Here is a 20,311-nt window from a genome sequence, read left to right on the forward strand (position 1 = left end):
TCGGCGTCATCGCTTCGTGCTGACGCGGCCGGCCGGTGGCTGCGACGCGCGGGACGGGAGCGGACAGCATTCCATTTTCGCCCGTCGCGGGAGCATGGATTGCTTTGCTGCCGGCACACCTCGCAATGCCGATGCTGCCGTTAACGATTAGTCGCGAAAAGTGCTGGAAACGCAGGCAATCACGTCGCCGCGAGGCGTAGTCACGACCGCCTGATCTTCAAGGCCGGCGACGCAAAATATTCTAATTGTTGGCGTGCAAACAGAACGCTAAAAACAAGGAAACGAATCGGCGAAGCGTCGCTTCAGAGAACCGTGAAGTGGATCACGGTGGGCACAACCAAACGTGAGGCCATGCGTCGCACGCGCGGGAAGAAATAAAGCCCGGCCCGATTCGTATCTCCTGCAAGCTCAAAGCAGAGGAATTGAACCATGGACGTTCGCGCACCCGATACGCGCGGAAGATTCTTGCCCGTGCTCGCCGCCGCCACCGTGGCGATCCTCGCCACGGCCGCCCTCGTCGCGCTCGAGCTCGCGCCATCGCGCGATGCGCGCGCCACCGATCCGGGCATGATCACCTCCGAAGCCGCAAGCCGCGCCGGCGCCATCGTGCTGCCGACCGATCCGCTGACCGTGGGCAGCGTGCGCGCGCGCTAAGCGCCGTCTCCTCTCCCTCGCCCCGCTCTTCGCGGGGTCAAGACGAGCGAAGCTCGCTCTTAGAGGGTTGGGGTGAGGGGCTCTCTCCACGAACGCCGCGATTGGATGGACCTGTACCCCTCACCCGCCGCGCAAATGCGCGGCGACCTAAGAGCGAGCTTCGCTCGTCTCGATCCCCGCAGGCGGGGCGAGGTTGAAGAAAGGCTACGCTCCCTTCTCCAGCAACGCCTTGAAGTCGGCCCGCGCGCGCTGCGCCTCGGCGCGGGCGGCCTCCGAGGCGTCGCCGAGGCCGAAATAGCCGTGAATGAGGCCTTCGCCGGAATGATACGTCACCGGCACGCCGGCAGCCCGCAACGCTCTTGCATAGGCATGTCCCTCGTCGCGCAGCGGATCGAACCAGGCGGTGGTGACGACGGCCGGCGCGACACCTTTGAGGTTTTTCGCCCGCAGCGGCGAGACGCGCCAGTCGGCGCCGTCGGCCGTGTCGGCGAGATAATGCCCGCAGAACCACTCCATCACCGCGCGCGACAGGAAAAACCCTTCCGCATTCTCGGCGCGCGACGGAAACTTCGCGTTCTCGGCGGCATCGGCGAAATTCCCGACGATGTCGGTGACGGGATAGACCAGGAGCTGCCCGGCAAGCCTGATGCCGGCATCGCGGCAGGCGAGCGCGGTGGTGGCGGCGAGATTGCCGCCGGCGGAATCGCCGGCGACGCCGACGCGGGAGACGTCGCCGCCGAATTCACCGATGCGCGCGATCACGTCGCGCGTGGCGGCAAAAGCGTCCTCGAACGCGCCGGGAAAGCGCGTCTCCGGCGGGCGGCGGTAGTCGACCGAGATCACCACCGCGCCGGTCTCGATCACGAGGTTGCGCGCCTGGCGGTCATGGGTTTCGAGATCGCCGGCGACCCAGCCGCCGCCGTGGAAGAAGACCACGGTCGGCGCCCTGCCGCTGCCGTTGCGATAGAGCCGCGCAGCGAGCTTGCCGGCCGCGCCCCTCACCTCCATGTTGCGCGCCACATCGACCGGCGGCGGCGGCACCGCCGCGCGCGCCTCGGCCAGCGCCCGCAGCGAATCGCGCGCGCTCTGCGGCGTCATCACGGTCGGATCGCGCAACGGCAGCAGCGGAATGATCTTCTCAATGACGGGATCGAGTGGAGCAGGCATAGGTGTCCTCCGGATGTCCGGCGCGGCGCACCGGCATCGTCGTGTTGTTGGTTATGCGCGCATTGGACAACAGGACGGGAGGAAGCACAACTGCGCAGAAACACGCCGTCATTGCGAGCCAACGGGTCGCGCGAATGCCCGCCCGATGACAGGCTCCGCGAAGCAATCCATCTCACCGCTCGCGGAGGCATGGATTGCTTCGTCGCTTCGGCGCAAAATTGCTTTGCAATTTTGTCGCGAGCTCCTCGCAATGACGGACGAAGTAGCGTGCTTACGCCACCTGCAGCGGCTCCGGCTCGGCCTGCGGCGCGAGCTCGACAGGCTCGACCTGCGGCGCGGATGCAACCGCGATCTCCTTCGCGAGCGCGGTGGCGCCGACATAGTCGGTCTTGCCGGTGCCGAGCAGCGGGACCTTGTCGACGACGCGGATGTCGGCGGGGACGGCGAGCTCGGAGGCGCCGACGCTCTTCGCCTGGCGCTGCATCGCGGCGCGATCGGCATCCTTCTGCGTGGTGAGCAGCACGATGCGTTCGCCCTTGCGCGCGTCGGGCAGCGAGACCGCAACCGACATCGCCTGCGGCCACAGCGTCGTGGCCATCGTCTCGACTGCCGACAGCGAGACCATCTCGCCGGCGATCTTGGCAAACCGCTTGGCGCGGCCCTTGATGGCGATGAAGCCCTGCGCGTCGACGGTAACGATGTCGCCGGTGTCGTGCCAGCCCTCGGGCAGCGGCTCAAGCACGCCGGGATTTTCGGCGCGGAGGTAGCCGAGCATCACGTTCGGACCCTTCACCGAGAGGCGTCCGCCCTCGTCGATGCCCGGGACGGGATCGAGGCGGTATTCCATCAGCGGCGAGATCCGGCCGACGGTGCCCTGGCGGTTTGCCATCGGCGTGTTCATCGCCAGCACCGGCGCAGTCTCGGTGACGCCGTAACCCTCGAGGATGCGGATGCCGTAGCGCTCCATATAGACCTGCCGGGTGCGCTCCTTCACCGCTTCGGCGCCGGCGATGACGAGCCGCAGCGTGCGGAAGTCATAGGCATGCGCCGAGCGGGCATAGCCGGTGAGGAAGGTGTCGGTGCCGAACAGGATGGTGGCGCCGGTCTGATAGATCAGCTCGGGCACGATCCGGTAGTGCAGCGGCGACGGATACATGAAGATCGGGATGCCGCCGAGGATCGGCATCATCATGCCGCCGGTGAGACCAAAGGAGTGGAATACCGGCAGGACGTTGAACACCTTGTCGTTGGCGTTGGCATCGACCCGCGCCAGCGCCTGCGCCGCGTTGGCAAGGATGTTGCGATGGGACAGCACGACGCCCTTCGGCGTGCCTTCGGACCCCGAGGTGAACAGCACCACGGCGGGGTCGTTGGCGTTGCGGGCGACGCGCGGCGCGATGCCGGCGCGCAGGCCCTGAACCTTGTCGACGAGGCCGATGCTCGCACGCACGTCCTCGAGATAGACGACGCGCGCCTGCTCGGCGAGCGCGGCGATCAGCTTGTCGAGCTTGCCCTTCTCGATGAACGCCTTCGAGGTCAGCACAGTTTTCACCTGTGCCGCTTTCATCGCAGCGACCACGTTGACCGGGCCGGCCGAGAAATTGAGCATGGCCGGCACGCGACCGATGGTCTGCAACGCCATGAACACCACGGCGACGCCGGCCGAGTTCGGCAACAGCACGCCGACATTCTCGCCGACCGAGGTGCCCTGCTCGAGCTTGCGGCTCAACACCTGCGCGCCGAGGATCAGCTTGCGATAGGTCAGCTTGGTGCCGAGCGCATCCTCGATAACAGGCTTGCCGGTGTCGCGATCGCGATAGGCATGGCCGAGCCCCTCGAACAGCGTATGATCGAGCATCGCGTTCCTGACCATGGCGTCGATCATGACGTCCTGCAACGCGGCGCCGGCAGCGTTGCGGCGCGCCTTGCCCTTCAGCGCCTGGTCGACCGTAAGCTTGACCGGCGGCAGGATCGAGATCGTCACCTTGGGGAACCAGGAGCGCTTGATCTCGCCGTTCTTCAGATAGCTGAGATGCGAGCGCTGCGCGCCCTCGATACGAACGGGCACGACGACAGCATCAGCCTTGTCGGCAATCATCGCGGTGCCGTCATAGACCTTCATCAGCGAACCGGAGACCGTGATGCGCCCCTCGGGGAAGATCACGATCGGCTCGCCGGCGGCGACCAGCTTGATCAGGTCGCGCGCGGCCAGCGGCTTGGTCGGGTCCATCGTGTAGTGCTTGATCATCTTCAGGAAGGGCTTCGCCCACCACGCCTTGGAGATGCCGGTGTCGACCGCAAAGCTCGCATCGATCGGGAGCGTCGCATGCAGCAGCGGGCCATCGACCAGGCTGACATGGTTGGGTGCGATCAGCATCCGCGTGCCTGATGGCGGCAGGTTCTCCATGCCGCGCACCTCGACGCGGAACAACGCACGGAACAGCAGCGCGCCGAAATCGCGCACGCCTTCCTTGCCCCACTTGCTCAGCACGAACCACACCGTGCCGAAGCTCGCGATGGCAAGACCGAAGAAGATCCACGCGATCGGCAGACCGGCATATTGCAGCGCTCCGACCAACACGGCGCCGGCGACCATGAAGCCCGCCTGCAAAATATTGCCGGCGGCGATGATGCGGGCGCGCTCGGACGGCGCGGTCCAGGCCTGCACCGCGGCAAAGGACGGCACGACGAACAGGCCGCCGCCGAAGGCGAAGACGAAGAAATCGACGAGCATGCGGAGACCACCGAATGAGGTCGCGAAGGCAAACGCGGTGACCTCGGTACCGAGCGAGGTGGTGCCGATCGCCCAGGCGAGATCGAGGCCGATCACGCCCATCACGATGGCGCCGATCGGCACCAGCGCGAGGTTCGGACGGACGTGGCTGAGCTGCGCGGCGAACAGCGAGCCCGCGGCGATGCCGATCGCAAAGATCGCAAGGCACAGCGTGACGACGCCTTCGGTGCCGCCGACGCCTTCCTTGATCAGCGCGGGCAACAGCGACAGCACGATCGCGCCGACCATCCAGAACCAGGACACGATCACCATGCCGTCCCACAGCCGCGGCTCGGCATAGAGCGACCTCAACAGACGCACGGTCGAGGTCCAGGGATTGGCGGTGATCGGAAGCTCGGGCGCCGACGGCTGCGTCACCGGAATGCGCGAGGCGAAGCCCCAGGAGAGGACGGACAGGCCGACCACGGCGGCGCAGATCCAGCCCATATGGCTCGCACCGGCGACGAACAGGCCGCCGGCGATGGTGCCGATCAGGATCGCCATGAAGGTTGCGCCTTCGACCAGCGCGTTGCCGGTTGCGAGCTCCGACACTGCGAGCTGGTCGGGCAGCACGGCGTATTTCACCGGGCCGAACAGCGCGGCAACGACGCCAAACAGCCCCAGCGCGACGAACAGCAGCGGGATCGAGTGCATGAAGAAGCCGGCGGCGGCAAACGCCGCGGCGAATATCTCGACGAATTTCAGGCGCCGCGCGACGACCGATTTGACGTATTTGTCAGCGAGCTCGCCGCCGAGCGCGGACAGCACAAAGAACGGGGCGATGAAGACGGCGCCAGCGACGGTGACCAGCATCGGCCCCTGGCCGGTGGTCGCGCCATAGAGCAGCATGATAACAAGCGCGTTCTTCAGCACGTTGTCGTTCAGCGCCGAGCAGAACTGGGCCCAGAACAGCGGCGCGAAGCGGCGAGACAGCATCAAATCCTTGATCATGACCGTTTCCTTGTGTTCGGGCGTGCGGCTCCGAAGGATCTGCAACCTTCCGGGTCGGGGGATGACGAGCGGTGTGAAATAAACTGAGCGCCGCAGCCTTTAGTCTTTTTCGTCGCGTATCGGTTCGAACCGGCGCAAATCGCCTTCGCCGGGCCGGCGTAACCTTGCCCGGCAGAGATGTACGGGACCTTTCGTGGGCCTGCAGAGGGCCGACGAAATGACGGGCTAACGCGGGACATGGTGAGCGCTTTGTTGAGGATTCGGCGACAATTGCGGTTGTGCGTCCGGCTCCGTCACACCCTTAGGTCAGCTCGCTCAATCCGGCGAACGGCGACAGCGGGCAGTTGCGCGGGTTGCAGCGGCGGCCGTTTCGCGCGCCGCCGCGCGGCGCACGTTTGTCCGCACGCCGCTGCTCCAGAACGCCCGCGACATCGCTGGCATGGGCGATGCGCTCGATCGGTGCCATCTCAAACTGAACGATGGCCCGACCGATGCGCTTCGCGAGTTTGATCGCATCGTCGACGAGGGTGGTGGTCGTTCGAAGTGCTATGGTCTGCATGTCGGTGGCCTCCAAGCCAATTTTGAGCAACGCTCAAGTTAGTAGCGCAGAAATGAACAATGTTCAAGATGAATCACTGAGGGAGCGAAAAAAACTCCAGCGCCGCGCTTTGCTGATCCAGATTGCGCGTCGCTTGATCGCCTCTAAGGGATTGAGATCATTGAAAGTTCGTGACGTCGCCGAGGCCGCCGACTGCGCCATCGGCAGCGTCTATAATGAGTTCGGGGACTTCGACGGGCTGATCCTGACGGTCAATCGGGAAACGGTTCAGGCGCTGACCGCCCGGCTGGCGGCGGTCCCCGCCGACGACCCCCGCCGTCAGCTCCACGGGCTCGCCGCCGCCTATCTCGCCTTCGCCACCGAGCACGCCAATCTGTTGCGCGCGCTGTTCGAGCACCGGATGGAGAATGACCGGCCGTTTCCGGAAGACATCCTGCTGATGGTGATGGATGCGTTCGCGCTGATGCATGCGCCGCTGGTGCGGCTGTTGCCTGAGCGCGACGGCGAGGACATCGCACTGCTCGCGCGCATGATGTTCTCCGCGGTGCACGGCATCATCTCGCTCGGCCTCGAAGAGCGCATGGTCGCCGTGCCGCCGCAACAATTGCGCGAGCGCCTCGCGCAGTTCATCGACACCCATCTCGCCGGTCTCGGCGTCCCGCGTGAATGATCACGCACGCGTGCGCGCGATGGTGCCGGCGACGATTTGCATGACGACGCCGAACACCCAGCCGATCATGATCGCCGCGGTCCAGGCGATGTGCGGCTCGCCGCGCAGCACGACAACGCCGACCGAGAAGAATGCAACCAGCGTCGCGAGGAAGGTGCCGATCGCGCTCAGCAGCTCCGCCGCGTCGATCTTGCGCGCCGAGGCCGCGTCCTTCGGATGAAGGATCATCGGCGGCACATCGATGCCGAGATAGAAACCGATCGCGCCGCTGACCATCATGATGAGCAGGAAGGCCTGCGACGTCAGCGCCGCGATGCTCGAGCCGACATGCACGCCGACGAACAGGCCGCTTGCCGCGCCCGCCATCGCAAGGCCGAGACGCTCGAGCACATGGGCAAATTTCCGTACACGGATTTGCATCGCCGTGACCTCGCCCATTGCCCACGAGCAGGCTAGGCCTTTTTGCGAAAATGCGAAAGACGCAAACTCGCCTGCGTCGTCACGACGCGTGCGGCGATCATGTTTGATTGCGAACAACGTGCCCTGGGTGAGCGAGCGTCCATAGCGGTTCAAGAAACACCACCCCGGTACCGCCCTCCCGGAAGATGAGCTTGAACTCGATCCGCCCATCCTCGGTGATGGAGGCAGAATGCAGTCCCGCATTACCGTCGTATCGCAAGGTGTCGTCCAAAACATAGCCGGTGAAGCCGCCGGAAAAGCCCGGTCCCGGCGTACGGCTGTGCGGCATCGCCGGTCCGTTCACGAGATAGCCAGTCGCGACACCATCTTTATCGACACTCGTGACGATCATCATGAATTGCCGGTGCGAGTTGATCCATCCCTCATCGCTCACCCACACGCCGAGAAAGCGGCGGATATTGTCCGGCGCGTTATTTGCCGGTGCGCGAATGCGAAAGGCAGGAAGCGGCAACTGCTTCTCGACGGCGAGCGCGGTGATCCGCTCGAGATCCTGATTTGACACAATGCCGTGATCCTGGGGTGCAAGCCAGTTCGCCAATTCCGCCAGCGGATGCCGCATCCCGTTTGCAATCGGCGGCACGAACGCGAGAGCTGCGAAGGCGATCACCGACAGGCCGGCGACCAGCAACCATCGCGAAAACATCGCCAAACGTCCTGCAACGACCCCGAAGGTGCACGTCCTGCGCGGGACATTCTGCGAACCATGTTCTTGCGATAGCGGAATCGGCTCGGCATCCAGCCGGTAACCCCGCCGAGACACCGTCTTGATGATGCGGTGGTCGTCATCACGTAACTTCAGGCGCAGCTCGCGGATGCATTGGACGAGCGAATCGTCTGATACGGCGACGTTGCCCCAGACCGCCTCGTGCAGATCCTGCTTGGACACCAACCGCCCGGCATTCCTGGCGAGATGGCCGAGTACTGCAAATGACTTCGGCCTGAGATCAAGATCGACGCCGTCCACGCGCGCGACACCGCGGGCGAGGTCAAGTACAAAGGTATCAAATACCAAAAACGGAATCAGTCGCCGGGTTCATAGAGGTCACTCCATGCCCACAGACGGCACCAATCGGAGAAATTTAGCAGGAAATTCGTTGTTCTGTCACTTCGTGATCAGGACTTCCCCGCGGCGGTGCCGATAGTCGCGTACCAGCCCAGCATCATTTTTGGGCAGGCGGGAGGTCGGCCATGTCGAAGACGCCATTTGCCATATTGGTCGCGGGCGCTCTTGCGCTCGGGGCGGTGCAATCGGGACACGCCCGCGCGCAGGATGTCGTGAAGGTCGGGTTGGCGATGCCATTGACCGGCGTTCTCGGGCCTGTCGGCAAGCAGGCGGTCGCCGGGGCGCGGCTCTATCTGGCGCAGCATGGCGACATGGTCGCCGGTCGCAAGATCGAATTGATCGTCCGCGACGATGCGAGCTTGCCCGACAATGCCAAGCGCATTGCACAGGACCTCATCGTCAACGACAAGGTCGCGATCATTGGCGGCGGGATGACGCCGAGCGTGCTCGCCCTCGCGCCGTTGGCCAATGAGAGCAAGACGGCAACCGTCGTCATGGTATCGGCACATCGATCGTGACCGACCGCTCGTCTTACTTCGTGCGCACCAGCTGGACGCACGCGCAGCAGGCCAGCGTGCTGGCGAACTGGGCGGCCAAAAACGGATCGAAGCGGGCCACCATCATCGCGTCGGACGGGGCGCCCGGGCATGAAGCCGCCGGCGTATTTACCGCAAGCTTCACCGAGGCAGGTGGATCGATCGTCGAAGCGCTGAAAGTGCCGCTGGCCAATCCCGATTTCGCTCCGTTCCTGCAGCGTGCGCGGGACGGCAATCCCGACACTCTTTTCATTTTCGTTCCGACAGGCCAAGCCGGCATCCTGGCCAAGCAGTTTGTCGAACGCGGACTCGACAAGACCGGGATCAAGCTGATCGGCCCCGGCGACATCGCCGACGACGAAGACCTGCCGGGGATGAGCGATGCCATGATCGGCACGATCACGGCAGGGTTCTACTCCGCCTATCATCCATCGGATCTCAATCACGACTATGTCGCAGCGTTCCGCAAGGCCAATGCGAATGTCCGTCCGAACTTCATCAGCGTCAGCGCCTATGACGGCATGCATCTGATCTACGAGGCGCTGAAGGCGACCGGCGGCAAGACCAACGGCGACGCACTGGTCGACGCCATGAAGGGCATGGCATGGGAAAGCCCGCGCGGGCCGATATCGATCGACGCGAAGACGCGCGAAGTCGTCCACGACATCTACATTCGCAAGATCGAAAAGGTCGGCGGAGAACTCTACAGCGTCGAGCACGAGACCTGCAAGGCGGTCAAGGATCCCACCAAGGTCGCGAACAGGTAAGCAAGGCGGAGCAGCAGCTGATCACCGCGCCGGCGTCTCACGCACGGATGCGGGCCATGGTGCCGGCGACGATCTGCATGGCGACGCCGAACACCCAACCGACCATGATCGCCGCGGTTAAGGCGATGTGCGGCTCGCTGCGCAGCACGACGACGCCGACCGCGAAGAACGCAACCAGTGTGGCGAGGAAGGTGCCGATCGCACTGAGCAGCTCCGCAGCGTCGATCTCGCGGGTTGAGGTAGACTCCTTCGGATGAAAGATCAGCTGCGGGGTATCGATGCCGAGGTAGAAGCCGATCGCACCGCAGACCATCATGATGAGCACGAAGGCCTCCGACGTCAGCACCGCAATGTTTGATCCGACATGCACGCCGACGAACAGGCCGCTTGCCGCGCCCGCCATCGCAAGGCCGAGGCGCTCCAGCACATGGGCAAATTTCCGTACACGGGTTCGCATCGCCGTGCCCTCACCCATCGCCCAGAGCAGGCTAGGCTTTTTTGCCGAAATGCGGAAGGCGTTCCCCGTCACATGCGCGCGACCGCACGAACCGCGGCACTGTGATCCAGCCCATAGAGCTGGCTGTGCCGCTCGTGCGATACGTGCATTGCCTTCGCTGGCGATGGCGGCGGCGGGATGCTACCGCGCGCCGAACGTTGTTGTGCCGAACAGCGCCTTCTGCGTCGAGGGCTGCGAGCGCCAATATTGCGGCGGCGCGGCCACCTGACCGCCGAGTTCGGCGGCGGCGTGCCAGCCCCAGCGCGGGTCGTACAGCATGCCGCGGGCGATCGCGACCATGTCGGCCTTTCCTGAGGCAACGATCTCCTCATCCTGCTTCGCCTCGGTGATCAGGCCGACGGCCATCGTGGTGACGCCGGTCGCGTCCTTCACCGCCTGCGCCGCCGGCACCTGGTAGCCCGGGCCGAGCGGAATCTTCTGCAATGGCGAGACGCCGCCGGAGGAGACATCGATCCAGTCGACGCCCCGCTTCTTCAGCTCCTTCGCATATTCGATCGTCTGCGCGACGTCCCATCCGCCCTCGACCCAATCGGTCGCGGAAACGCGCACACCGATCGGCTGGCGGTCCGGAAACGCCGCGCGCACCGCGTCGAACACTTCCAGCGGGTAGCGCATGCGGTTTTCGAGCGAGCCGCCATATTGATCCGTGCGCTTGTTGGCGATCGGCGACAGAAACTGGTGCAAGAGATAGCCGTGCGCGCTGTGCAGCTCGAGCGCATCGATGCCGAGCCGCTCGGCGCGCCTGGCGGCGGCGACGAAGGCATCGCGGATGCGCTTCAGCCCGGCGTCATCGAGGGTCAACGGCGCCGCCTCGCCATCCTTGTGCGCGACCGCCGACGGCGCCACCGGCTGCCAGCCGCCTTGCGCGACCGGGATCAACTGTCCGCCCTCCCAGGGCCGCTGGCTCGACCCCTTGCGGCCGGCATGGGCAAGCTGCATCGCCACCGCCGCCTTCGAATGCTTGCGCACCGAGGCGAGGATCGGCTTCAGCGCCGCCTCGTTGGCGTCGTTGTAGAGGCCGAGGCAGCCCGGCGTGATGCGCCCGATATCCTCGACATGGGTGGCCTCGATGCAAAACATCGCAGCGCCCGACAGCGCCAGCATGTTGATGTGGGTGAAATGCCAATCATTGGCCGAGCCGTCGACGGCCGAATACTGGCACATCGGCGAAACCATGATGCGATTGGAGAGATGCAGGCCGCGCAGTTCGATCGGAGAGAACAGGGTGCTCATGCGAGTATCCGGACCTATGGAAGGGGCGCCGATAAGATAGGGGCGGCGATCGCGATCACCAACCGTCGTCGTCGCCCAACCGGCCGGGGCGCAGATCAGCAATGCGATAACGTTGACCCGCCACCGGTACGCAATCGGCCCCGGCCGAGAATTCGACCAGCATGCGACGGCCGTCGAGCCGCAGAGGTCGAAGCGCGCGGTTCGACGTCACCCTCCCCTCCGTGACGGCGAGGCGCCGGCACCTCACTCCACCAACGTGAACTGCAGCAGCAGGTTGCGCTGGATCAGCGAGAAATTGTCGTCGGACACCATGGTCAGCACGGTGTCGCCCTCCGGCTTCACATGGGCGTCGATGCCTTCCATATTGTCGATCTCGTTGCTGAGATCGGCATTGAAGATCGAGGGACCGTCGACCACGGCACCGGGTGCGATCTGGCTCAGTGCGAGACGGCGGATGCGGATGCCGATGCCGCCGATCCAGGAGAATTTCCGCTCCAGGATCAACAGATCGCCCGACGGCAGCAGCACCGCGTCGCTGATGTCGAAATTCTCGGTGCGGCGAATGCCGAACTGGCCCGGCGTCTTGCCGCCGACGAGGAACGCGATGAGGTTGCCGGCCGCGTCGAGCCCGCGCTCGGACATCGCGATCAGCGTGCCGGCCAGCGGCAACCCCTTGGGCACGAACACCAGCGCCTCGAGCCCCTTGTTGGAGGGAAGCTTGCGCGCCGCCGGCGGCAGCGGCACCACCTCGCCGGGCGCGCGGGTAAAACCCTTGGAGAAATCGTAGCGCAGCACCTGGTTGACGCGCTCGAGCCCGACATAGACGAAGGAGCCGTCGAGCGCGAGCGATTCCGAGTCGTACCAGCCGCGCGTGATGATCGGCTTGCCGTCGGGCCCGAGCAACGGCGCAGCCTCGACATCGTCGAGCCCGACCATCTCGCGGCCACGATAGACGATGCGCCCGGTGAACCAGCTGCCCTTGTCGCTGATCGCGATGAAGCGTTCGCCCTTGGGATCGAGCCGCAAGCCCGACAGGCCGCCGAAACCGGAGAATGACGACGTCAGGATCAGGCCGCTGCGATATTCCAGCGCGCCGAACCGCACATGCGATCCGTCGCGGGTGTCGAACGACGGCAGCGGCCGCGCCTTGACCTCGATGGAAACCGGTGCCGTGACGGAATATTCGCTGGGCTTGTAGGCCGGCTTCGGCGGCGGTTGTGTCGCGGTCTCGGCACGCACAAGCGCTGGCAGCGCGGCGGCCGACAGCCCCGCCGCCACATCCTTGAGGAAGCGGCGGCGGCTAAGGGTTGAGCGCATGTCTCACGAGTGGAGACGGCGCCGTCCACCCGATGCGGGTACGGGGCCGTGGGTCTCGCTGAACAGCTCGGCGAGCTTCTCGGTGATGGCACCACCAAGTTCTTCGGCGTCCACGATGGTGACGGCGCGGCGATAGTAGCGCGTCACGTCATGGCCGATGCCGATCGCGATCAGCTCGACCGGCGAGCGGGTCTCGATCTCGTCGATGATGTGGCGCAGATGCCGCTCGAGATAGTTGCCGGGGTTGACCGACAGCGTCGAGTCGTCGACCGGCGCGCCGTCCGAGATCATCATCAGGATGCGGCGCTGCTCGGGACGCGCGAGCAGGCGCTTGTGCGCCCAGTCGAGCGCCTCGCCGTCGATGTTCTCCTTAAGCAGCCCCTCGCGCATCATCAGGCCAAGGTTCTTCCGCGCGCGACGCCATGGCGCATCGGCGGATTTGTAGATGATGTGGCGGAGATCGTTGAGGCGGCCGGGATTGGCCGGCTTGCCGGCGGCAAGCCAGGCCTCGCGCGACTGCCCACCCTTCCAGGCGCGGGTGGTGAAGCCCAGGATCTCGACCTTGACGCCGCAGCGCTCCAGCGTGCGCGCCAGGATGTCGGCGCAGGTCGCAGCGACCGTGATCGGCCGGCCGCGCATCGAGCCGGAATTGTCGAGCAACAGCGTCACCACGGTGTCGCGGAAGGTCGCTTCCTTCTCATGCATGAAGGATAGCGGGTGATAGGGATCGGTGACGACGCGCGACAGTCGCGCCGGATCGAGGATGCCCTCCTCGAGGTCGAACTCCCAGGCGCGGTTCTGCTGCGCCATCAATCGGCGCTGCAGGCGATTGGCGAGCCGCGCCACGATGCCTTGCAGATGCGCGAGCTGCTTGTCGAGGTAGCTGCGCAGCCGCTCGAGCTCGTCGTGGTCGCAGAGGTCTTCGGCCGCGATCACCTCGTCGAACTTCGGCGCGAAGGCGTGATACTCCGGCCCGCGCGGCTCGTTCTGGCCGCGTGCATTCGGTCGTGTCGCCTCGCCCGGCGTCTCGTCGTCGCCGAGCTCGCCGTCGTCGAAGGTGTCCGATGTCGAGGCCTGCGCGCTCTCCATCGCGCTTTCGCTCATCTCGTCGGCGGTGGCCTGCGCCTGGTCGGCGCTCATCTCCTGCGCGGCATCGGAATCGGGCGAGCCCTCGGCGCCGGACTGATCGTTCTCGCCGTCCGGATTCTCGTCCTGGTCGTCGTCCTCGTCGGTGTCCATGTCACGGTCGTCGCCGAGGTCGAGCGCCGACAACAGGTCATGAACGAGGTCGCCGAACCTGGCCTGGTCCTCGGTGAACCGGCTGAGCTTGTCGAGCCGCGTGCCGATCTTGTCCTCCAGCACCGGGCGCCAGAGATCGACCATCTTCTTGGCGGCCGCGGGCGGCGCCAGCCCGGTGAGACGTTCGCGCACCAGCATGGCGAGCGCATCCGACAGCGGCGCGTCGGCGCGGTCGGTGATCTCGTCATACTTGCCGCGGTGGAAGTGATCGTCGAGCATCGCGGTGAGGTTCTTGGCGACACCGGACATGCGCCGCGAGCCGATCGCCTCGACCCGCGCCTGCTCGACCGCCTCGAACACGCCGCGCGCCTGCGGGTTGCCGGGCATCAGCTTGCGATGCACCTTCGGATCGTGACAGGCGAGCTTCAGCGCGATCGAATCGGCGTGGCCGCGCACGATCGCCGCATCGCGCTTGGTCAACTTGCGCGCCGGCTCCGGCAGCCGCGCCTTGCCGGGCGCAAGCCCCGGACGCTCGGCAGCGAAGCTGACCTCGAGTTCGGGCTTCTTCGCGATCGCCTTCAGGCATGCGGTGACCGAGCGCTTGAACGGCTCGGTCGGCGCTTCCTTCGATCCGGGGCGGAATTTGATGTTGGAGGTTGTCATAGCGATTTCGTAAACCAATGGCGCGTCACGCCGCCGGGATACCCCTCAATCGAACCGAACTCTTTATATCCGTTGGCGCGGTAGAAAGCGGGCGCCTGGAAGCTCATCGTATCCAGATAGGATCGGGTCGCCCCGAAGCGCCGCGCCTCATCCTCGATCGCCTTGATCAGCTTGCCGCCGAAGCCCTTCCTGCGAAACTTCTGCTCCATCCAGAAGAACTGGATGAACAACACCGCAGTCCAGACCTCGCCGACGATGCCACCGACGATCTCGTCGCCTTGCCGCAGCGAGATGGCGAAGCGCTTGTACTTCTGCTTCCCCATCTTCTCGTTGTTATAGCGGAGCAATCCGTCGAGCACCGCTTTCTTCGTCTGTGTGACTGTGCGCTCGACGGATATTTTCGGCATGGACTAGCTGAGTGCCACGTTGACCGAGGATTCCGGCAGCTCGACGTTGAAGCAGCGCTGGTAGAACTCGGCGACCAGCGGCCGCTCCAGCTCGTCGCACTTGTTGAGGAAGGTGACGCGGAACGCGAAGCCGATGTCGTTGAAGATGTCGGCGTTCTCGGCCCAGGTGATCACCGTGCGCGGGCTCATCACCGTCGACAGGTCGCCGTTGGCGAAGGCGTTGCGGGTGAGATCGGCAAGCCGCACCATCTTGTTGACGATGTCGCGGCCTTCCTGCGTGCGGTAGTGGCGCGCCTTCGCCAGCACGATCTCAACTTCCTCGTCATGGGCGAGGTAGTTCAGCGTGGTGACGATCGACCAGCGGTCCATCTGGCCCTGGTTGATCTGCTGGGTGCCGTGATAGAGGCCCGAGGTGTCGCCGAGGCCGACCGTGTTGGCGGTCGAGAACAGGCGGAACGCCGGGTGCGGCTTGATCACCTTGTTCTGGTCGAGCAGCGTCAGGCGGCCGGAGATTTCCAGCACGCGCTGGATCACGAACATCACGTCAGGACGGCCGGCGTCGTATTCGTCGAACACCAGCGCGATGTTGTGCTGCAGCGCCCAGGGCAAGATGCCGTCGCGGAATTCGGTGACCTGTTTGCCGTCCTTGACCACGATCGCGTCCTTGCCGACGAGATCGATACGGCTGATGTGGCTGTCGAGGTTGACGCGCACGCAGGGCCAGTTGAGGCGCGCGGCGACCTGCTCGATATGGGTCGACTTGCCGGTGCCGTGATAGCCGGTGACCATCACGCGGCGGTTCTTGGCGAAGCCGGCGAGGATCGCGAGCGTGGTGGCGCGGTCGAAGCGATAATCGCTGTCGACCTCCGGCACGTGCGGATCGACTTCGGAATAGGCGGGAACTTCCAGGTCGCTATCGATCCCGAAGACCTGCCGGACCGACACCTTCATGTCGGGCAAGCCGACGGGTTCCTGAGCTCTGGTCTGGACGGCGGTCGTCATTCATCCTCCGAGGTCCCGGGCATTCCCGAAACCAGATTAATCGTTTGGCTGCGGATTGGGTGCTGCGCATGAGCCTAGCAGAGAGCAGCGGCCGGCAGAAGCCCGGCGGCCAATCAAAGTTCCGTTGTTGTATCATGAAGATAGGTAGGGCGTTCGGTTTTTGGAGGGCTGCCCTGCAAATCACGCCGTACTTTTGCCCGATCAACGCTTAGGCCTGCCCATCCGGGCACTTTTCACCCCTGCCCCGAGTTGTTAGGTCTGACGCCAACACGCTCCCTGCTGCAGGAATTTTGTGACTTCTTTCCTCACCCCGCTGATCACCTTCGTCGCCGATCACGCTTGGCTTGCCTATCTGACGCTGTTCCTAGCCGCCTTGCTGGAAGCCGTGCCGGTGGTCGGCTCGCTGGTGCCGGGCTCGACCATCATCCTGGCGCTGAGCGCGCTGGTCCCCGGCGGCGAATTGAAGCTGTTGCCGGTGCTTGCGGCCGCTGCGGCCGGCGCCCTGGTCGGAGACGGCACCGCCTATCTGATCGGCATCCGCAGCCAGCGCGAGATCCTCTCCGCCTGGCCGCTCTCCAGCTATCCGCGCGTGGTCGCGCAGAGCGAGGCCTTCTTCGATCGCTGGGGCATGTTCGCGGTGTTCTTTGCCCGTTTCGTACCGCCGATCCGCGCCTTCGTGCCGATCACGGCGGGCGCGCTCGGCATGCCGCCGGTCCAGTTCTACGGAATCAACATCCCGGCGATCCTGCTCTGGGCGACGGCGCACGTGCTGCCCGGTGTGCTCGCCGTCACCGCGCTGCACGACTATGCCGGCCTGCCTCACCATGAGCATACCGGCAAGCATCTCTGGATGTTCGCAGTTGCCGGCGGTGCGATCATCGTCGCGCTCGCGGTCTGGACCATCCGCCGCCGTCATGGCGGCGGCATCATCGAGCCGGCGAAGCCCGCGAAATAGAGCATGATCCGGAAAAGTGTGTAGCGGTTTTCCCTCGCGACAAACGCGAAGCGTTTGCGCGGGGATCATGCTCAAACAAAAACCTAAGGCGCGATGACGATTCATCCAAATCTCATCGCGCTTTAGGCTTCAGATGCTGTTGGCCGCTCCGCCGCGGCCCGGCGCCGGGCCGACATAGCGGGCGCGCGGCCGAATCAGCTTGCCGTGCTGGAGCTGCTCGCTGGCATGCGCGATCCAGCCGACACAGCGCGCCATCGCAAACAGCGCGAGCTCGCTGCTCGCGGGCATCCGCAGCGCGTGCACCAGCACCGCCAGCGCATAATCGATGTTCACGAACTCGCCGGTCGCTTCCGCGATCCGCTCCGGGACCTCCTTGGTGAATTTGCGCGGCGCGCCGGCGCGGGTCAGCGCTTCGAGCAGGGAGATCGCGCGCGGATCACCCTTCTTGTAGACGCCGTGACCGAAGCCGGCGAAGCGTTCGCCAAGCGCGACGCGCTCGCGAATCACCGGGCCGACGTCATTGTCGATCATCGTCTTGACCAGGCGCGAGGCGAGCACGCCGGCCCCGCCATGCTTCGGCCCCTTCAGTGCCGCGAGCCCCGCGATGATCGCGTCATAAAGATTGAGGCCGGTCGAGGCCGCGCAACGCGCGGTGAAGGTCGAAGCGTTCAGCTCGTGATCGGCGAGCAGCACCAGCGCGCGGCGGATCAGATCCGGCGCATGCTTGTGGTCCGGCGCCCACACGCGGGCAATCTGTTCGTGCAGCGGCGCGGCCGAGGCTTGCGCATTCAGCATGGTCGCCACCACGAGGCGCAGGATACGGGCGCCGACCATCGCGCGGCCGTCGGGCGCGCGGGTGAAGGCGCCAGGATCGGCGCTCGCGGCAAGCGCGAGCACGGCGATGGTGCGGTCGATCGGCGCGGCGCGGCGCGCGGCCTCGGCGATCGCACGCATTTCGTCCGACACCTGCGGGCAATTGTCCGGCGCAAACGGATCGACCCCGGTGACGTCCCACAACAGCGTCGCGGTGTGCTCCAGCGTGTCCTTCTCAGCGAGGTCGACGCAGTTGACGCCGCGATAGATCGGTCCCTGCTCGGTGATGGTCGCAATCGCCGAATCCATCACCGGCAGATCGGCATCGAAACTGCGCAGGCCGCGCGGCTCCGGCGACGGCACGCGGCGCTCCTTCAGGCCGCGGATGTCCTCGGCACGGTAGCGATGGCTGCGCGAATCCGGTGACGGCTCGGAGCGGATCAGCCCGCGGCTGACATAGGCGTAGAGGGTGGCCGGCGAGATCGCGAGCTCGGCGGCGGCTTCCCGGGCGGAGAGGTAGAGCTCGGCGGATTTTTTCATATTGATTTATATAATCAAGATTGATCAATCTGTCGAGAGACCCGACGTTTGCTGTCGTGAAACAGGAGATCGGGTCATGAATATCCACCTCACCAAGAGCCAGATCGGTCTGGACGGGGTCCCCGCCGCTGAGACCGTGTTGAGCCATGTCGACGGCGAGCGCGGCGAACTGATCATCGCCGGCGAGCACGTCGCCGACCTCGCCGGCAAGTCGAGCTTCGAGGGCGTCACCGCGCGGCTGTGGAACGGCGCCACCGGCAAGACGCTGAGCGAGGCCAATGTCCGCGTCAGCCTCGGCGCCGCCCGCGAGCGCGCGTTTGCGCGCCTGCCGGACCTGCTGCCCGCGACCCGCGGCACGTCCATCGTCGACGGCTTCCGTGCCGCGATCGCCGGGCTGCGCGGCGAGAACGGGCTCGAGCACGAGGCGACCATCGTCGGCGCCCTCCCTGTCATCGCAGGAGCGCTGGTACAGCGCGCGAAAGGGAACGATCCGGTCGCGCCGGATGCGAATATCAGCCACGCCGCCGACACGCTACGCATGCTGCTCAACCGCAAGGCCGAGCCGCGCGAGGTCGCGGCTCTGGATGCCTATTTCGTCACCGTCTGCGATCACGGCATGAACGCGTCGACCTTCACCACGCGGGTGATCGCCTCGACGCAGGCCGATCTGTTCGCGGCCGTCACCGGCGGCTATTGCGCGCTCACCGGTCCACTGCATGGCGGCGCGCCGGAGCCGGTGCTGGAAATGCTCGACGCGATCGGCACGCGCGAGCGTATCAAGCCCTGGGTCGATGACGCGCTGTCGCGCGGCGAGCGGCTGATGGGGTTCGGCCATCGCGTCTACCGCGTGCGCGACCCGCGCGCCGACGTGCTGAAGGTTGCGATCGAGCGGCTCGCGGCCGACGGCGCCGACCTGCCGTTCGCCGGCGAGGTCGAGGCCTATATCCGCGGCGCCCTGCGGCGGAAGAACCCGGACCGGCCGCTGGAAACCAATGTCGAGTTCTTCACCGCGATCCTGCTCGATGCACTGGAGATTCCGCGGCAGGCCTTCACGCCGATCTTCGCGGTCGCCCGCGCCGCCGGCTGGACCGCGCATGCCCTGGAGCAGCGGCGCACCGGACGGCTGATCCGGCCGAGTTCGTCCTATGTCGGGGCGAAGCCGAAGGGCTGAGAGACTGACCGATGAACCGTAGCCCGGATGGAGCGAAGCGAAATCCGGGAACGGTCTGGCCTCACGTGAGGGAGTCCCGGATTTCGCTGCGCTGCATCCGGGCTACGGAACTACTCGAGTCGCGCGCGACGGCCTACGCCTCGCGCACCACGGTCTTGAGATAATTATACGCCTTGATGATCTCGATCAGGCGGTCCTCGGTCGAGCGATCGCCGCCGTTGGCGTCGGGGTGGTGCTGCTTCACCAGCGCCTTGTACTTCGCCTTGACGTCCTCGAGCGTCGCCTCAGCCCCGAGCCCCATCACCTGCAGCGCCTTGCGCTCGGCGTTCATCACCTTGCGCGTCTCGGGCTTGGCCTGCGCGCCCGGACCGGGCCGCCAGCGGCCGCGGCCGTTGAGCTCGGAGAACATGTGGAACGGATCGGACGCGGCGTCGAAATCGCCCTCGCCCTTCTTGGAGCCCGAGTTAGCGCCCATCTTCCAGGTCGGACGGTGGCCGGTCAGCGCGTCCTTCTGGTAGCGCGCGACGTCATCCGGATTCATGCCCTGGAAGAAATTGTAGGACTGGTTGTACTCGCGAACGTGATCGAGACAGAAGTGCCAGTACTCGCGCGAATTCTCGCGACCCTTCGGCGCGCGGTGCGCGCCCTTGTTCTGGCAACCCGCCCACTCGCAGGTCATGGCTTGCTCGCCAGCCTGCGCCTGCCGCTTCGCGCTCACCTTGGTGGGCTTGATGCGGATGGAGTCGAAGAATTTTGATGAATCGATCGGCATGTTATCTTTGACTACGCAATGCACAAATCTTCAAGTCTTGACATTGCGATCACCTCGTTTGT

At 65.4% G+C, this 20,311-nt stretch carries 18 protein-coding genes and 1 pseudogene; 5 read left to right on the forward strand and 14 right to left on the reverse strand.

Features of this window, described 5'->3' with window-relative positions:
* The first annotated feature begins 429 nt into the window (after positions 1–429).
* Complete coding sequence (locus ACFFWD_RS26675) at positions 430–654, forward strand: hypothetical protein (RefSeq protein ID WP_376970212.1); 225 nt, start codon at positions 430–432, stop codon at positions 652–654.
* A 204-nt stretch (positions 655–858) separates the two neighbouring features.
* On the opposite strand, the gene ACFFWD_RS26680 is transcribed toward ACFFWD_RS26675, so the two are convergent.
* The 3 genes from ACFFWD_RS26680 to ACFFWD_RS26690 form a co-directional block, all read right to left on the reverse strand.
* Entirely contained in the window at positions 859–1,821 is a 963-nt protein-coding gene (locus ACFFWD_RS26680; RefSeq protein ID WP_376970214.1) for an alpha/beta hydrolase, read from the reverse strand.
* A 271-nt stretch (positions 1,822–2,092) separates the two neighbouring features.
* Positions 2,093–5,545, reverse strand: coding sequence for an acyl-[ACP]--phospholipid O-acyltransferase (locus ACFFWD_RS26685; RefSeq protein ID WP_376970216.1), 3,453 nt, complete (start codon positions 5,543–5,545; stop codon positions 2,093–2,095).
* A gap of 301 nt (positions 5,546–5,846) precedes the next feature.
* Positions 5,847–6,104, reverse strand: a complete 258-nt coding sequence (locus ACFFWD_RS26690) for a hypothetical protein (protein ID WP_376970218.1) — start codon at positions 6,102–6,104, stop codon at positions 5,847–5,849.
* 52 nt (positions 6,105–6,156) lie between these two features.
* On the opposite strand from ACFFWD_RS26690, the gene ACFFWD_RS26695 reads away from it, so the two are divergent.
* On the forward strand, positions 6,157–6,774 hold the full coding sequence (locus ACFFWD_RS26695; protein WP_376970220.1) for a TetR/AcrR family transcriptional regulator: 618 nt from the start codon (positions 6,157–6,159) through the stop codon (positions 6,772–6,774).
* Here the strand turns inward: ACFFWD_RS26695 and ACFFWD_RS26700 are convergent, their stop codons facing one another.
* Entirely contained in the window at positions 6,775–7,194 is a 420-nt protein-coding gene (locus tag ACFFWD_RS26700; protein WP_376970222.1) for a hypothetical protein, read from the reverse strand.
* A 97-nt stretch (positions 7,195–7,291) separates the two neighbouring features.
* A complete protein-coding gene (locus ACFFWD_RS26705) occupies positions 7,292–8,266 on the reverse strand; it encodes a winged helix-turn-helix domain-containing protein (RefSeq protein WP_376970224.1) in 975 nt (324 codons plus the stop codon).
* A gap of 176 nt (positions 8,267–8,442) precedes the next feature.
* Here ACFFWD_RS26705 and ACFFWD_RS26710 point away from each other — a divergent pair.
* Positions 8,443–9,620, forward strand: a pseudogene (locus ACFFWD_RS26710) (ABC transporter substrate-binding protein).
* A gap of 37 nt (positions 9,621–9,657) precedes the next feature.
* Here ACFFWD_RS26710 and ACFFWD_RS26715 read toward each other — a convergent pair.
* The 7 genes from ACFFWD_RS26715 to cobS all read right to left on the reverse strand — a co-directional run bounded on the left by ACFFWD_RS26715 (position 9,658) and on the right by cobS (position 15,998).
* Positions 9,658–10,077, reverse strand: a complete 420-nt coding sequence (locus tag ACFFWD_RS26715; RefSeq protein ID WP_376970226.1) for a hypothetical protein — start codon at positions 10,075–10,077, stop codon at positions 9,658–9,660.
* Positions 10,078–10,257: 180 nt separating this feature from the next.
* Positions 10,258–11,370: an NADH:flavin oxidoreductase/NADH oxidase gene (locus ACFFWD_RS26720; protein WP_376970228.1), complete on the reverse strand. Its 1,113-nt coding sequence runs from the start codon at positions 11,368–11,370 to the stop codon at positions 10,258–10,260.
* Between the two features lie 55 nt (positions 11,371–11,425).
* A complete protein-coding gene (locus tag ACFFWD_RS26725; RefSeq protein WP_376970230.1) occupies positions 11,426–11,581 on the reverse strand; it encodes a hypothetical protein in 156 nt (51 codons plus the stop codon).
* 32 nt (positions 11,582–11,613) lie between these two features.
* The gene (locus ACFFWD_RS26730) at positions 11,614–12,687 is read right to left on the reverse strand and encodes an esterase-like activity of phytase family protein (protein WP_376970232.1); all 1,074 of its coding nucleotides are present in this window, start codon (positions 12,685–12,687) and stop codon (positions 11,614–11,616) included.
* A gap of 3 nt (positions 12,688–12,690) precedes the next feature.
* The gene (gene cobT / locus ACFFWD_RS26735) at positions 12,691–14,589 is read right to left on the reverse strand and encodes a cobaltochelatase subunit CobT (protein WP_376970234.1); all 1,899 of its coding nucleotides are present in this window, start codon (positions 14,587–14,589) and stop codon (positions 12,691–12,693) included.
* Positions 14,586–14,996 carry a GNAT family N-acetyltransferase gene (locus ACFFWD_RS26740; protein WP_376970236.1) on the reverse strand — a complete coding sequence of 137 codons (411 nt, stop codon included), beginning with the start codon at positions 14,994–14,996 and terminating at the stop codon, positions 14,586–14,588. The genes cobT and ACFFWD_RS26740 overlap by 4 nt, the downstream gene beginning before the upstream one ends.
* A gap of 3 nt (positions 14,997–14,999) precedes the next feature.
* Positions 15,000–15,998, reverse strand: a complete 999-nt coding sequence (gene cobS, locus ACFFWD_RS26745; RefSeq protein ID WP_376970238.1) for a cobaltochelatase subunit CobS — start codon at positions 15,996–15,998, stop codon at positions 15,000–15,002.
* A gap of 292 nt (positions 15,999–16,290) precedes the next feature.
* Between cobS and ACFFWD_RS26750 the strand changes: the two genes are divergently transcribed.
* A complete protein-coding gene (locus tag ACFFWD_RS26750; protein WP_376970240.1) occupies positions 16,291–16,953 on the forward strand; it encodes a DedA family protein in 663 nt (220 codons plus the stop codon).
* A gap of 129 nt (positions 16,954–17,082) precedes the next feature.
* On the opposite strand, the gene ACFFWD_RS26755 is transcribed toward ACFFWD_RS26750, so the two are convergent.
* Positions 17,083–18,306, reverse strand: a complete 1,224-nt coding sequence (locus ACFFWD_RS26755; protein ID WP_376970242.1) for a citrate/2-methylcitrate synthase — start codon at positions 18,304–18,306, stop codon at positions 17,083–17,085.
* 76 nt (positions 18,307–18,382) lie between these two features.
* Between ACFFWD_RS26755 and ACFFWD_RS26760 the strand changes: the two genes are divergently transcribed.
* Positions 18,383–19,477 (forward strand): citrate synthase/methylcitrate synthase, encoded by a 1,095-nt coding sequence (locus tag ACFFWD_RS26760; protein WP_376970244.1) that lies wholly within the window; start codon positions 18,383–18,385, stop codon positions 19,475–19,477.
* Positions 19,478–19,610: 133 nt separating this feature from the next.
* Here the strand turns inward: ACFFWD_RS26760 and ACFFWD_RS26765 are convergent, their stop codons facing one another.
* The gene (locus ACFFWD_RS26765) at positions 19,611–20,249 is read right to left on the reverse strand and encodes a J domain-containing protein (RefSeq protein ID WP_376970246.1); all 639 of its coding nucleotides are present in this window, start codon (positions 20,247–20,249) and stop codon (positions 19,611–19,613) included.
* Between the last annotated feature and the right edge of the window lie 62 nt (positions 20,250–20,311).

It is taken from the genome of Bradyrhizobium erythrophlei (genome assembly GCF_042430365.1).
Lineage (GTDB): Bacteria > Pseudomonadota > Alphaproteobacteria > Rhizobiales > Xanthobacteraceae > Bradyrhizobium > Bradyrhizobium erythrophlei.

Coding starts and splice junctions, on each gene's coding strand:
- ACFFWD_RS26675 (WP_376970212.1), top strand. CDS start 430: ATGGACGTTCGCGCACCCGATACGCGCGGAAGATTCTTGCCCGTGCTC.
- ACFFWD_RS26680 (WP_376970214.1), bottom strand. CDS start 1,821: ATGCCTGCTCCACTCGATCCCGTCATTGAGAAGATCATTCCGCTGCTG.
- ACFFWD_RS26685 (WP_376970216.1), bottom strand. CDS start 5,545: ATGATCAAGGATTTGATGCTGTCTCGCCGCTTCGCGCCGCTGTTCTGG.
- ACFFWD_RS26690 (WP_376970218.1), bottom strand. CDS start 6,104: ATGCAGACCATAGCACTTCGAACGACCACCACCCTCGTCGACGATGCG.
- ACFFWD_RS26695 (WP_376970220.1), top strand. CDS start 6,157: ATGAACAATGTTCAAGATGAATCACTGAGGGAGCGAAAAAAACTCCAG.
- ACFFWD_RS26700 (WP_376970222.1), bottom strand. CDS start 7,194: ATGCAAATCCGTGTACGGAAATTTGCCCATGTGCTCGAGCGTCTCGGC.
- ACFFWD_RS26715 (WP_376970226.1), bottom strand. CDS start 10,077: ATGCGAACCCGTGTACGGAAATTTGCCCATGTGCTGGAGCGCCTCGGC.
- ACFFWD_RS26720 (WP_376970228.1), bottom strand. CDS start 11,370: ATGAGCACCCTGTTCTCTCCGATCGAACTGCGCGGCCTGCATCTCTCC.
- ACFFWD_RS26730 (WP_376970232.1), bottom strand. CDS start 12,687: ATGCGCTCAACCCTTAGCCGCCGCCGCTTCCTCAAGGATGTGGCGGCG.
- cobT (WP_376970234.1), bottom strand. CDS start 14,589: ATGACAACCTCCAACATCAAATTCCGCCCCGGATCGAAGGAAGCGCCG.
- ACFFWD_RS26740 (WP_376970236.1), bottom strand. CDS start 14,996: ATGCCGAAAATATCCGTCGAGCGCACAGTCACACAGACGAAGAAAGCG.
- cobS (WP_376970238.1), bottom strand. CDS start 15,998: ATGACGACCGCCGTCCAGACCAGAGCTCAGGAACCCGTCGGCTTGCCC.
- ACFFWD_RS26755 (WP_376970242.1), bottom strand. CDS start 18,306: ATGAAAAAATCCGCCGAGCTCTACCTCTCCGCCCGGGAAGCCGCCGCC.
- ACFFWD_RS26760 (WP_376970244.1), top strand. CDS start 18,383: ATGAATATCCACCTCACCAAGAGCCAGATCGGTCTGGACGGGGTCCCC.
- ACFFWD_RS26765 (WP_376970246.1), bottom strand. CDS start 20,249: ATGCCGATCGATTCATCAAAATTCTTCGACTCCATCCGCATCAAGCCC.